This is a genomic window from Massilia eburnea, assembly GCF_050709955.1.
GTDB classification, from domain to species: domain Bacteria; phylum Pseudomonadota; class Gammaproteobacteria; order Burkholderiales; family Burkholderiaceae_D; genus Rugamonas; species Rugamonas eburnea_A.
The window spans coordinates 193,609-206,725 of sequence record NZ_JBNZFX010000001.1 but is presented as its reverse complement, the minus strand read 5'-3'; the positions used below and the strand labels follow the sequence as shown (position 1 = coordinate 206,725).

11 protein-coding genes are annotated in these 13,117 nt (G+C 61.4%); 3 read left to right on the top strand and 8 right to left on the bottom strand.

From position 1 onward, the window contains the following. Positions 1-187 precede the first annotated feature (187 nt). Positions 188-700, top strand: coding sequence for a DUF1269 domain-containing protein (locus ACQ4MM_RS01030; RefSeq protein ID WP_431475610.1), 513 nt, complete (start codon positions 188-190; stop codon positions 698-700). 117 nt (positions 701-817) lie between these two features. Here the strand turns inward: ACQ4MM_RS01030 and ACQ4MM_RS01025 are convergent, their stop codons facing one another. From ACQ4MM_RS01025 to ACQ4MM_RS01005, 5 genes are all read right to left on the bottom strand, one after another. Continuing rightward, on the bottom strand, positions 818-1,090 hold the full coding sequence (locus tag ACQ4MM_RS01025; protein WP_431475609.1) for a DUF4404 family protein: 273 nt from the start codon (positions 1,088-1,090) through the stop codon (positions 818-820). A 126-nt stretch (positions 1,091-1,216) separates the two neighbouring features. Then, positions 1,217-3,325, bottom strand: a complete 2,109-nt coding sequence (locus ACQ4MM_RS01020; protein ID WP_431475608.1) for a M3 family metallopeptidase — start codon at positions 3,323-3,325, stop codon at positions 1,217-1,219. A gap of 94 nt (positions 3,326-3,419) precedes the next feature. Beyond that, complete coding sequence (locus ACQ4MM_RS01015) at positions 3,420-3,623, bottom strand: SlyX family protein (protein ID WP_431475607.1); 204 nt, start codon at positions 3,621-3,623, stop codon at positions 3,420-3,422. A gap of 35 nt (positions 3,624-3,658) precedes the next feature. Beyond that, on the bottom strand, positions 3,659-4,111 hold the full coding sequence (locus ACQ4MM_RS01010; RefSeq protein ID WP_431475606.1) for a cache domain-containing protein: 453 nt from the start codon (positions 4,109-4,111) through the stop codon (positions 3,659-3,661). A 43-nt stretch (positions 4,112-4,154) separates the two neighbouring features. Beyond that, complete coding sequence (locus ACQ4MM_RS01005; protein WP_431475605.1) at positions 4,155-6,227, bottom strand: UvrD-helicase domain-containing protein; 2,073 nt, start codon at positions 6,225-6,227, stop codon at positions 4,155-4,157. Positions 6,228-6,286: 59 nt separating this feature from the next. Between ACQ4MM_RS01005 and ACQ4MM_RS01000 the strand changes: the two genes are divergently transcribed. Next, positions 6,287-6,769, top strand: coding sequence for an SRPBCC family protein (locus tag ACQ4MM_RS01000; RefSeq protein WP_431475604.1), 483 nt, complete (start codon positions 6,287-6,289; stop codon positions 6,767-6,769). 1 nt (position 6,770) lies between these two features. Here the strand turns inward: ACQ4MM_RS01000 and ACQ4MM_RS00995 are convergent, their stop codons facing one another. Next, positions 6,771-8,213 (bottom strand): dihydrolipoyl dehydrogenase, encoded by a 1,443-nt coding sequence (locus ACQ4MM_RS00995; RefSeq protein WP_431475603.1) that lies wholly within the window; start codon positions 8,211-8,213, stop codon positions 6,771-6,773. Positions 8,214-8,279: 66 nt separating this feature from the next. Here ACQ4MM_RS00995 and ACQ4MM_RS00990 point away from each other — a divergent pair, with 66 nt between their 5' ends. Beyond that, positions 8,280-9,176 (top strand): ArgP/LysG family DNA-binding transcriptional regulator, encoded by an 897-nt coding sequence (locus ACQ4MM_RS00990; protein WP_431475602.1) that lies wholly within the window; start codon positions 8,280-8,282, stop codon positions 9,174-9,176. Positions 9,177-9,254: 78 nt separating this feature from the next. On the opposite strand, the gene ACQ4MM_RS00985 is transcribed toward ACQ4MM_RS00990, so the two are convergent. Both ACQ4MM_RS00985 and hemE read right to left on the bottom strand, forming a co-directional pair. Further along, on the bottom strand, positions 9,255-11,264 hold the full coding sequence (locus ACQ4MM_RS00985) for a primosomal protein N' (RefSeq protein ID WP_431475601.1): 2,010 nt from the start codon (positions 11,262-11,264) through the stop codon (positions 9,255-9,257). 725 nt (positions 11,265-11,989) lie between these two features. Beyond that, complete coding sequence (hemE, locus tag ACQ4MM_RS00980; RefSeq protein WP_431475600.1) at positions 11,990-13,066, bottom strand: uroporphyrinogen decarboxylase; 1,077 nt, start codon at positions 13,064-13,066, stop codon at positions 11,990-11,992. Positions 13,067-13,117: the final 51 nt, after the last annotated feature.

Genomic DNA, 13,117 nt, shown 5'->3' with positions numbered 1-13,117 from the left:
GATTGGCTGGGGAATTCATCCCGGCATTGTACCGGAAATCACCGGCTTCCGCCCATCGTCGAGCACAAAAAACCTTTAAATTTCAGTAACTTGTGACGTTCCAGCAAGGCGTTTCCGGCAAATACACATTGAACATCGTGCCTTTTTTGCTATAACGGGTATACAACGTCTTCCATGGAGTGTAATCATGCGACGCAGACTGTACTACATGCTTCCCAATGTAAAAGCCGCCCGCGCAGAACTGGACGAACTGCTGCTGGCACGCATCGAAGAACGGCACATCCACTTCATGGCAAAAGAGGGCACACTGCCCGAAGACATGCCAGATTGCAATTTCCTGCTGCGAACGGACCTGATCCACGGCGCCAAGCTGGGGATCGCCATTGGCGGGGTGGTGGGGCTGTGCGCCGGCATCTTCCTGGTCGTTTTCCCACCCGAAGGGCTGACATTGCGCGCCTTGACCATTTTGCTGGTCATGCTGGGCGGTGCGCTGTTCGGCGGCTGGGCCAGCGGCATGAATGCGGCGGCCGTCCCCAACAAGAAGCTGGAGCAGTACTCGGACCGTATTGAACAAGGTCAGGTTTTGATGATGGTCGACGTGCCGGTGCGGCGCATGAAAGAGATCGAGGAAATGATCGCCAAACGTCATCCTGACTTCAACTTTGGCGGTGAAGAACCGCCCATGCTGGCCTTCCCATAAGGCTAGCCTCCCGGGGGCCGGCCGGACAGCCGGTAAAACCCCGGGTTCTACACCGAAGGCGGGCTACGGCCCGCCTTTCTTTATTTAGTCAATGGCGCCGGACCTGACCCCATGCGTTTATATTCCCATATTGCCGAGGATGCGCGTGAGTTCGCGTAAAGTAGGCTCCAATGCCGGGTGTTTAGCGGCAAATTTGGCGGTGATTTCCTGCGTGCGTTCGGCCAGGCCGTAGGTGGAGGTGCCGCCTTCGGGCTGCGCCGGCTGGTCGAGAATCAGCTTGATGTCGCCATCGAGCTGGCGCAACAGGCTTTGTAATTCCTCGTCGACCGCGCCATGATGGGCCAGCGTGGCGTGCAATTGGCGCAGAGTCTCCTTCAGCTTGGTGTCCATGATCCCTTTCCCCGTTGAAGTGGCGATCCCTCTTTATACACCCATCCGCAGGGACCAGCTACGGATGCGCTCAATTCCAGGCCGCGGCCGCTTGACCATGGACAGGTCAAGCGGCCGCCGTGCGGCTTACTTCAAACCGCGGCGTTCCAGCAACGGGTCGATCTTTGCATCGCGGCCGCGGAACTCGCGGTACATCTGCATCGCGTCCATGGTGCCGCCCTTGGACAGCAGCGCCTTGCGGAAATGTTCGCCGTTCTTGCGCTGCAGGCCGCCATTCTCGGTGAACCATTCGACGGTGTCGGCGTCCAGCTTCTCCGACCACAGGTAGCCATAGTAGCCCGCCGAATATCCGCCCGCGAACACGTGCGAGAAGTAGGTGGTGCGGTAACGCGGTGGCACCGGTGCGAAATCAACGCCGGCATCCTTCAGCACCGACGACTCGAAGCCCAGCACGTCGGTCGGGATCTTATCGGCCGGCAATTGGTGCCAGCGCTGGTCCAGGATCGACGCGGCCAGGTACTCGGTGGTGCGGAAGCCTTCATTGAACTTGGCGGAAGCCTGCACCTTGTCCAGCAACTCCTTCGGCATCGGCGCGCCGGTCTGGTAATGCTTGGCGTAGTTGTTCAGGATTTCCGGCCAGGTCATCCACATCTCGTTGACCTGCGACGGGAACTCCACGAAGTCGCGCGGCACGCGGGTGCCGGCAAAGCGCGGGTATTTCACGTCGGAGAACATGCCGTGCAGGGCGTGGCCGAATTCGTGGAACAGGGTGCGCGCTTCGTCGTAGGTCAGCAAGGTCGGTTCGCCGGCCGCTGGCTTGGGAATGTTCAGGTGGTTGGCCACCACCGGCTTGGTGCCCATCAGCTTCGACTGGGACACGTAGGCATTCATCCATGCGCCGCCACGCTTGTTGCTGCGCGCGTAGAAGTCGCCCAAGAAGATCGCCAGTTGCTTGCCGTCGGCGTCGAACACGTCGAACACGCGCACGTCCTGCTGGTACACCGGCAGGTCCTTGCGCTCCTTGAAGGTGATGCCGTACACCTTGGTCGCCGCGTAGAACACGCCGTTCTGCAGCACGTTGTCCAGTTCGAAATACGGCTTGAGCTGGTTCTGGTCGAAGGCATAGCGCGCCTGGCGCACTTTGTCGGTGTAGAAGGCCCAGTCCTGCGCCGCGTTGGCAAAGCCGCCCTTTTCCGCGTCGATCACGGCCTGGATGTCGGCCGCTTCCTTGCGCGCATTGTTCACCGCTGGCTTGGACAGTTCGCCCAGCAGCTTGTTCACGGCGTCGGTGTCGTGCGCGGTCTGGTCTTCCAGCTGGTAGGCAGCATGTGAGGAGTAGCCCAGCAGCGAAGCGCGCTCGGCGCGCAGCCTGGCGATCTTCAGCACCACTTCGCGGTTGTCGAAATCGCCGCCATGGCTGCCGCGTGCCAGCGAGGTGGCCAGCAGGCGGTCGCGGGTAGTACGGTTGGTCAGCACTTCCAGCGGCGCCTGGCCGGTGGTGTTGGCGATGGCGATCAGGAATTTGCCGTCCATGCCTTTGGCCTTGGCGGCTGCCGCAGCGGCGTCGATGGCCTTGTCGGACATGCCGGCCAGTTCTTCGCGGGTGTCGACCACCAGTGCGGAAGCGTTGGCCTCCTTCAGTACGTTCTGGCTGAAGGTAGTGGACAGGGCTGCCAGTTGCGAGTTGTAGGCCTTCAGTTTTTCCTTGTCGGCCGCGGACAGCTTGGCGCCGGCGCGTACGAAGTCGGTGTGGTAGCGCTCTAGCAGGCGCTTGGATTCAGCATCCAGCTTCAGCTTGTCGCGCTTGTCGTACAAGGCCTTGACGCGGGCGTACAATTTTTCGTTCAGGCGGATCGCGTCGCTGTGCGCGGACAGCTTGGGTGCCAGTTCGCGGTTCAGCGCTTCGAAGGCGTCATTGGTGTTGGCGCCAGACAGGTTGCCGAACACGGAGCTCACGCGGTCCAGCAAGCGGCCGGAACGTTCCATCGCCACGATGGTGTTGTCGAATGTCGGTGCGGCCTTGTTGTTGGCGATTTTGGCGATCTCCGCCGCCTGCTGCTTCATGCCTTCTTCATAGGCAGGACCGTAGTCTTCGTTCTTGATCTTGTCGAATGCAGGGTAGTTCAGCGGCAGCCTGGATTCGGCTGCGAAGGGATTGGACGCCGGCAGGGCGGCATTGGCGAAACCAGCGACTGCCAGGCTGGCAGCGATCACCAGCAATTTCGGACGGAACATTCTCTCTCCTGTTTGTAATGTTTCGAGGCGCACGATAATAGCAACCCTGCAGTGCAAAGTCATGCTGCACTGCGTATCGTAAAGTGTCAGGGAATCAGTAGTGCGGCGGCCGCTCGTTGAGCGGGGCCTGGTTGCCCAGCGCGGACGTGCGCACGCGCTCGGCGAGCGCGCGCACCAGGTCTTCCAGCATATCGATCTGCTTTTGCTGCTCGTAGACGCGCTGGTTCAGCGATTCCACCAGGTCTTCCTGGTGAACCAGTTTGAGTTCAATGTTGACAAAACGATCTTCGCTGCTCACGGCCTGCTCCCACCAATGGAAAAGCAGGCATTTTACTATTTCAGGTAGACGCCGCCGCAGAGAATCATGTCGTCTTCCGGCACGCAGTACATGGTTTTCGGCTCGATTTTTCCGGTCACGGGATTGTTGAATTTGTAGTCCTGCCAGAACGGGACTTTTTTCTTCGCCATTTCGACGCGCTCTTTCACGAAAGGCTTGCCATCGACGTCTTTCAGTTCCATCAGGTTCTTACCGATCATCTTGGCGTTGGCGCCGTGGGCGCGCACTACGCCGTCGGTCCCGTAGACCACCAGGTACAGATCGCGGTCGACGAACTGTCCGTCTTTCTTGTCGATCTCGGCGAAGGTCTTTTCGCGGCCATTGGACTTCAGGTAACCCATGGCTTTCTTCACCATCGCCTCGGCTTCAGGCTTGGTCACCACATCGGCAGCCGATGCAAAGGAAGCTGCGCCCGCCAGGGCGGCGAGCAGGCAAATGCGTACGAACATGGGAGCCTCTTGTTTGAAGGAAGAGCACCCATGCTAGCACCAATTACGCCGGATTAATGTCGCGCGGAGCCGACAACAATTCCTTCATGCGCGCCAGGCGCTCGCGCGGCGACAGCACTTCCGATTCAGTCGGCGGCGCGGTACCCACGTCCAGCGCCATTTCGGCGATGAAGCGCGATATATCGCACTGCATATGTTCGCCCCCTCGCTTGCGCTTCTTGCACCAGGTTAGCTGCAAGGTGCGCTGGGCACGCGTAATCCCTACATACATCAAGCGCCGTTCTTCTTCGATGCGCTGGGCCAACAGCTCCACCGGCGCATCCGGATCGCCCTTATGCGGCAGGATGCCTTCTTCCACGCCGACCAGGAAAACGTGCGGATACTCCAAGCCCTTCGACGCATGCAGCGTCGACATGCGGATCGCATCCGGCTCTTCGTCCTTGCCGTCCAGCATGGACATCAGCGCCACCATCTGGGTCAGCTCCAGCACGTTCTTCTCATCGCCATCACGGTCCTTGCCACCGCGGCCGCGATCCTTCAGCCAGTTGACGAAGTCCGTCACGTTGTCCCACTTGCCCTGCGCCGCACGTTCTTCGAAGGCGTCGTACAGGTAGTGCTCGTAGTGCATGCCTTCCATCAGGTCGTCCAGCACCTGTGCTGCGTTGTCGCCGCTGCCCGATGGGCCAGGGCGGGTGGCACGCGATTCCAGTTCGAGGATGAAGTTGCAGAAGTCCTGCAGCGGCTTCAGTTGGCGGTCGTTCAGCACCGCTTCGATGCCGCCCTTGAATACGGCTTCGAACAGCGAGCATTGCCACTTGCCCGAAAAGGAACCCAGCGCTTCCAGCGTCGATTGGCCGATGCCGCGGCGCGGCGTGGTCGCCGCGCGGATGAATGCGGGGTCGTCGTCCGGGTTCGCCATCAGGCGCAGATAGGCCATGATGTCCTTGATTTCCGCCTTGTCGAAGAAACTCTGGCCGCCGGAAATCGTGTACGGGATGCGCTGCGTGCGCAACGCTTGCTCGATCACGCGTGCCTGGTGGTTGCCGCGATACAGGATCGCGTAGTCCGCCCACTTGTTCTTGCGCTCGAAGTGGTCGGCCGAAATCATGATCGCCACCTGCTCCGCTTCCTGCTCCTCGTTCGGCATCGAATGCACCTTGATCGGCTCACCGATGCCCAGCTCGGACCACAGCGACTTTTCGAACAGTTTCGGATTGTTCTGGATCACCGCATTGGCCGCCTGCAGGATACGGGTGGTGGAGCGGTAGTTCTGTTCCAGCTTGATCAGGCGCAGGTCGGGGAAGTCCACCTGCAGCAGCGCCAGGTTTTCCATGGTGGCGCCGCGCCAGCCGTAGATCGCCTGGTCGTCGTCGCCCACGGCGGTGAACATCGGCTTCTTGCCCAGGCCCGTCACCAGCAGTTTCACCAGCTCGTATTGGCAGGTATTGGTGTCCTGGTATTCGTCGATCATCAGGTAGCGCAGGCGGCGCTGCCATTTGTCGCGCACCGTGTCGTGATTGCGGAACAGCTCCACCGGCAGGCGGATCAGGTCGTCGAAATCCACCGCCTGGTAGGCGGCCAGCGTGGCGATGTAGCTGCCGTAGATGCGCGCCGATTGCGCTTCATCCTCGGTCTGGGCCTGTTTCAACGCTTCTTCCGGCGTCACCAGGCCGTTCTTCCACAGCGAGATATCGTTCTGGATGCGGCGGATCAGGTGCTTGTCGGTGGTGATGGCCAGGTCCTGGACCAGCGAATAACAATCGTCGCTGTCCATGATTGAAAAACGGTCTTTCAGCCCCAGATGGTTACATTCCTGGCGCAGGATGCGCACGCCAAGGGAGTGGAAAGTACAGACGGTCAGCTGCTTGGCCTGGCGCGGCTGCTTGAGCATTTTGCCGACGCGTTCCTGCATTTCCAACGCGGCCTTGTTGGTAAAGGTGAGCGCGGCGATCGTGCGCGGGTCATAGCCGCGATCCTCGATCATATGCGTGATTTTTTGCGTAATGACGCGCGTCTTGCCCGAGCCGGCCCCCGCCAGTACTAGGGCAGGGCCGTCGAGATAGAGCACGGCTTCGCTCTGCGGGCCGTTCAGGCCGAACTGGGGTGCATTGGACATCCCGGCATTGTACAGAATATAGTGGTATCAAACCTCCCAAAAAAGCAGGCTAACGTGTTATGAAATTTGAACATTTGATAGAAGTGAACGACATCCTCAACCCGCTGATGGACACCATCACGCACCAGCAATTATGGCGCGGCCTGTTGCTGCGCGCGGAGTCGCCCAAGCTGTTCGTGCCGCACCTGGACGAGGCGGAAATCTCGGCCCGCACCGAGGCCGGTTTCAGGCGCCGCCTGCGCTATGGCGATGTGGTCATCGAGGACAACGTGGTGCTGCACGAGCCGTATGTGGTGCGCTATGACGTGCCGGCGCAAAAGGACATCAGCGCCTCGAGCCTGACGATGACCATTGAGATGCCGCAACCGGAGCGCCTGTACGTGCGCTTCCAGTACGACGACGGCCACGACGCGGCGACCGATGCCGCCAACGCCATGTACGACGATTTCCGCCGCTCCGCATACCAGGAGTCGGACCTCGATACCATTCGCGTGCTGCGCGAACTGGCTAGCCAGGGCCGCCTGGACTCGAGCCTGAACTGATCTAGCAGCCGGGCGTGCAATCGTTCGGCATCGGCTTGGGCGGGGGCGGCGGTTTCTGCAGCTCCAGCGCCAGGTCGCGCAAGGCGGTGCGCAAGCCTTCTTCCACTACCGGGTGGTAAAAGGGCATCTCCAGCATCTGCGATACCGTCAGCGTGGCCTGGTGCGCCCAGGCCAGCAGGTGGCCGATGTGCTCCGCGCGCGGGCCCACCATCTCTGCGCCGAGGAAGCGTCCGCTGCCATACTCCGCATACACCCGCAGCATGCCCTTGTTCTGGCGCATGACACGGCTGCGTCCCTGGTCTTCAAAACTGACTGCGCCGATCGCGAAGTGCTCGCGGCCGTTCGATAGTTCCTTGTAACCCCGGCCAACGGTGGCGATCTGCGGTTCGCTGAAGGTGATGGCGAGCGGCGTGCGGCGCAGGCCCGGCTTCACCTCGGGATAGCTGGCTGCGTTGGCGCCGGCTATCTTGCCCTGGTCCGCCGCCTCCGGCAGCAAGGGAATTTCGGCGCTGGCATCGCCGGCGATGAAGATGCTGCTGGCGCCGCACTGCATGGTGTGGCGGTCGAATTGGGGCACGCCGTTCCGGTCCAGCCCCAGCCCGGTATGATCGAGGCCCAGGCCGGACACGTTCGGTGTGCGGCCAGTGGTAACCAGCACGTAATCGAAATGCTCGACCCGTTCTTCGCCCACGGTATCGCGCGTGCGCAGTTCGAGCCCGTCGCCGGCGCGCACGATGCCAGCCACTTCGGTGCGGAAGCGAAGGTCCAGTTCTTCGCCCAGCGCTTGCGATGCGGCTGCCAGCACGTGCGGGTCTTTCAATTGCGCCACGCTGTTGCCGCGCGCGATGATCGCCACGCGCACACCGAGGCGATGCAGCGCCTGGCCCAGTTCAAGGCCGATCACGCCGGCTCCGATCACGGCCACGGAGCGTGGCAAATCGGTCCATTCGAATACCGCGTCGCTGTTGATGACGCGCGGGCCGGCTGCCGCCCACTCGGAAGGAATGTCCGGGCGCGAACCGGTGGCGATGACGACTGCGTTGGCAGCGACTTCCAGGTTGGTGCCGATCTGCAATCGGTTGGGCGCAGTGAATCGCGCGCGCCCATGCAGCTTGTCCTCGGCCGGCATGGCGGCCACATTCTCCAGCACGAAGCCGACAAAGCGGTCGCGCTCACTGCGCACGCGCTGCATCACAGCCTTGCCGTCGATCTTCAGTGCGCCCGGCTGGATGCCGAAACCCGGCGCCTCGCGCACCGCATGCGCTGCCTCGGCTGCGGCAATCAGCAGCTTGCTCGGCATGCAGCCGACGCGCGCGCAGGTGGTGCCGTGCGGGCCGTCTTCGATCAGCACCGCATGCTTGCCGGCGTTGCGCGCCGCCCGGTAGGCGCTTAGTCCAGCCGTACCGGCCCCAATCACCGCCACATCGCACTGGATGGTTTCCATCTTGCCTCCATCATTGGTAATGCATTAGTATGACTTATCTTTTCGCGCTTTTATTAAGCATAACTTATGGAAAATCTGGACTACCGCGCGCTGGCGGTGCTGGATGCCGTTGCCAGCCAGGGCAGCTTCGAAAAGGCGGCCAATGCGCTCGGCATCAGCCAGCCGGCCGTATCCCAGCGTATCAAAACGCTCGAGGACGCGGTCGGCAGGCTGCTGATCGTGCGCGGTTCCCCCGCCGAAGCCACTGGCCTGGGCCAGCGCCTCATCTCGCATTACCGCAACGTCAAACTGATGGAGGCAGCGCTCGACATCGACCTGGGCCACGAGACCAGCATGCCTGAAATCGCGATGGCCGTCGATGCGGCCAGCCTGGCGACCTGGCTGCCCCTGGCGCTGCGTCCCCTGCTGTCGCCGCCGCGCTGCCAGCTCGACGTGGAATGCGCCGAGCGCGAGGTAGCACTGCACCTGATGCGGGAAGGGGCCGTATTCGGCTGCGTCGCGGCGCGCGCCGAGGTGCCGGCGCCCGCGGCTGCCGGTTCCTCCGCCACTCCGCTCGGCGCCATCAGGTTTGTCTGCGTGGCTGCGCCATCCTTTGCGGGGCATTGGTTCGGCGATGGCTTCAGTACCGAGGCTTTGGCGCTGGCGCCGGCCGCGGTGCACGACCGCGACCTGATGGCACGCTTCCTGGCGCGCGAGGCGGGCTATGTGCGGCCCTTCCCCCATCACACGCTGCCGCTGTCGACCGCCTTGAACGATACCGTGTTCGGCGGACTGGCGTATGGCTTGCTGCCTTACTTGCAGGCGGCGCATGGCTTGTCGCAGGGCGCGCTGGTGGATCTGCTGCCGGGGCACTATATCGACGTGGAGCTGGACTGGCATGCGTGGGAGCTGGATACGCCGTTCACGCATGCGCTCAATGAGCAGATTGTCAGCACCGCGCGGCGTTATCTTGTGCAGCCTTGAAAACCGGTAAACCTGGGTCAGGCACAAGTGCCTGACCCAGTCTGCTCACCCGCCGCTTCAAGACCCTGGTTTACCGGTTTAAATATCAACTGGATCAACCTCAAGCGACCACTTGATGCGGGTCTTCTGCTCGCGCAGCGCCTGCATCCACTCCTTCAGGAACGCCTGCAGCGCCGGCCGTGACGGCGACTCCACCAGCAACTGCGCGCGCTCCATATTGTGCACGCGCGCCATGCTCATCGGGATCGGGTCGTTGATCGTAATGCCGCCATGCTGCACCAGGTCGCGCGCACCGCGCAGGAATTCCAGCGCCAGCTCCAACTCGCGCGCCTCGGCCCGCAAAATGGCCTGGTACAGGTAGGGCGGCAGGCCCGCCACTTCGCGCTCCCCAAGCAGCGAGTTGGCGAAGTAATCGTAATCATGCGCCACCAGCGCCGAGAACAGCGGATGTTCCGGATAGCTGGTCTGCACCAGCACCTCACTCTCGCTGCCACCCTGGCGCCCGGCGCGCCCCGCCACCTGCATCAACTGCGCGAACAGGCGTTCGCTGGCGCGATAGTCCTGCGAGAACAGCGAGCTGTCGGGATTCATGATGCCCACCAGGGTCAGGTTCTTGAAGTCGTGTCCCTTGGCGACCATCTGCGTGCCCACCAGGATATCCACCTCCTGCCGGTGCACGCTGTCGAAGGCCTCCTGTGCACTGCCTTTGCGGCGCGTGCTGTCGGCATCAATCCGCAGCACCCGCGCTTGCGGGAACAGCTGCTGCAGGCTTTCTTCGATGCGCTGCGTGCCGCGCCCCAGCGGCTGCAGGTCGATATTGCCGCAAGTCGGGCAATGGCGCGGGATGCGCATCTCCAGGCTGCAGTGATGGCAACGCAGGCGGTAATCCGTCTTGTGCAGCACCATCAAGGCCGTGCAGCGCTTGCATTCACTGACCCAGCCGCACGATTCGCAGGTAATCACCGGCGAATAGCCGCGCCGGTTCAGGAACAGCAAGGATTGTTCGCCGCGCTCCATGCGCAGCCTGATCGCCTCCACAAGCTGCTCGGCCAGGCCTTCCTGCCCGCGCCGGCGCGAAGTGTCGATCAGCTTCACGGCAGGCAGCACCGCCTGCTGCACCGCGCGTTCGCGCAATTCCAGCTTGCGGTAGCGCCCTTTCAGCGCGTGGTGCCAGCTTTCCAGCGACGGCGTGGCGGAACCCAGCACCACGGGAATCTGGAGCTGGTGGGCGCGCCACACGGCAAGGTCGCGTGCGGAGTAGCGCAGGCCTTCCTGCTGCTTATACGAAGGATCGTGTTCTTCGTCGATCACGATCATCTTCAGGTCCGGCATCGAGGCCAGGATGGACAGGCGCGTACCAAGCACGATGCGCGCCTTGCCTTCGTGCGCTGCCAGCCAATGCAACATGCGCTCGCCTTCCGACAGGCGGCTGTGCAGGGTGGACAGCATTACGCCCGGGAAGCGGTTGCGGATATTGGTTTCCAGCTGCGGCGTCAGGTTGATCTCGGGCACCAGCACCAGCACCTGGCCCTGCGGCTCGCGCGCCAGCACTTGCGCACAGGCTTGCAGGTAGACCTCGGTCTTGCCACTGCCCGTCACGCCATACAGCAGGAAAGGGGCGAAGCCCTGCGCGCCGGCGATCGCAGCGGCCGCCACCTGCTGGTCCGCATTCAGGGCCGGCACATTGGCAGGCGCCGGGTCGTGCGGCTGTTCCAGCTTGGCCAGCTTCTTGATGGCGCGCTCCAGCGCAACAGTGCTGGCCACACGCAGGTTCTTGGGCAAGCCGGGCAAGGCCACTTCGCCCAGCGGACGCTGGTAGTACTCGGCGGCGAAGCCGGCCAGCGCCAGCCATTGCGGCGACAGCGGCGCCAACTGGCTGCGCACGGCCAGCGCGGCTTTCAGCTTTTCCTCGGGGACATCCGTTTCTTCAAGGATATCCACAATCAGCCCGACTACTTCGCGTGGACCAAACGGCACCATTGCCAATTGTCCTACACGCGGCCGGCTTGATGTTTCGCAATCCCAGCGGTAGTCAAAGACCGCGTTCAGCGGCGTGTCCAAGGCAATTCGGAGAATGCAGTGCGCCATCCAGGGCTATCGATTGAAGGTTTTTCAACTATCCACAGAATCTGGGGATAACTTTGTGAACAAAGGGGCTGGAATCCTGAGCAAGCACTAACCTCCAGCTTGCAATCCGGGGGAAACAGGCAAAATGCCTTGATTTTCCCCCTTTAAATTCAACTACTTACAGGAGCCATCCTAGGAGAGCCAGAAAACGCATAATTTTCCGCGCTCTGTGTATAAGTGCACCATTTAAGGAGCAGTTTTTCCTCGAAATCAAGCAGTTTTTATCGCTTTTTTTAGGGAAAACGTGCCTGGTGCGCCACAACATCAAGCCAAGCATTGTACACAGGCATGCGCGGCAAGGTTTGTCTTTCCGCAAGCGTTTTCGCCCCTGAAAGTCTTAGCGAAATATCATGCGATGCAACATAACACTAAGACAATTCCTACAGATTCCTACTAAGTCCCGGTTTACAAAGTACTTTTGACTTTTTTCCACAGTTTTTGTGGATAACTTTGTGGAGAATGATCCCACAAGCTTGCTTTCACCTTGGGATAAGGTTTACAAAACCCAAAACATTGACCAAAGTATTAAAAAATAAACCCTTTAAAATCAGATACTTGAAAATACCCTGAGAGGGAAGCATTCGCAACTGCCTGTTATTTCCGCAGTAAAAAATTTTGTGCATAAGTCGTCCCTGCACGAAATAAAAAAGGGCGCCGCAGCGCCCTTTGAGCCGGGATTGCCGTGGTCAGCCGCCGCGCAACTTGCGGCTGTGGCTGTGGACGGTATCCACCAGCACCGTCACCGATTCCGGCGGGGTGAACTGGGAAATACCGTGGCCCAGGTTGAATACGTGGCCGGTATTGTGCGGACCGTAGCAATCGAGCACACGGCGTACTTCGGCGGAGATCTGCTGCGGGTTGGCAAACAGGATGGCCGGGTCGATATTGCCCTGCAGGGCCATTTTGTGGCCTACCAGTTCGCGGATCTTGCCGATGTTGGCGGTCCAGTCCAGGCCCATGGCGTCGGCGCCGATCGCGGCGATTTCCTCGGCCCAGTGGCCGCCGCCTTTGGTGAACACGATGGCCGGGATCTTCACGCCGTCTTTTTCACGCTTCAGCAGGCTTACGACCTGCTGCATGTATTGCAGGGAGAACTGCTGGTAGGCGCCGTCGGCCAGCGCGCCGCCCCAGGAGTCGAAGATCATCACGGCTTGCGCGCCGGCGTCGATCTGGGCGTTCAGGTATTCGGCGACCGCGCGGGCGTTGATGTCCAGGATGTGGTGCATCAGGTCCGGGCGCGCGTACATCATCTTCTTGATGGTGTGGAATTCGCGCGAGCCCTGGCCTTCCACCATATAGCAGGCCAGCGTCCACGGGCTGCCGGAGAAGCCGATCAGCGGCACGCGGCCATTGAGCTCGGTACGGATCTGGGTCACCGCATTGAAGACATAGTCCAGCGAACCTGCCGGCGGCAGCTGCAGTGCCTTGACGTCTTCCTCGGTCTTCAGCGGCCGCTCGAATTTCGGGCCTTCGCCTTCCACGAAGTACAGGCCCAGGCCCATCGCGTCCGGCACCGTCAGGATGTCGGAGAACAGGATCGCCGCATCCAGGTCATAACGGTCGATCGGCTGCAGGGTCACTTCGGTTGCCAGGTCCGGATTAGTCGCCAGGCCCATGAAGGAGCCCGCCTTCTGGCGCGTAGCGCGGTATTCAGGCAGGTAGCGTCCTGCCTGGCGCATCAGCCACACCGGGGTGTATTCGGTCGGCTGGCGCAGCAGCGCACGCAGGAAGGTGTCGTTCTTCAGCGGGGCAAATTGTGGCATGAAAGACAATCTAAAGCAGGTAGAAAGGCGTTATTATCGCATCCCTGCCCT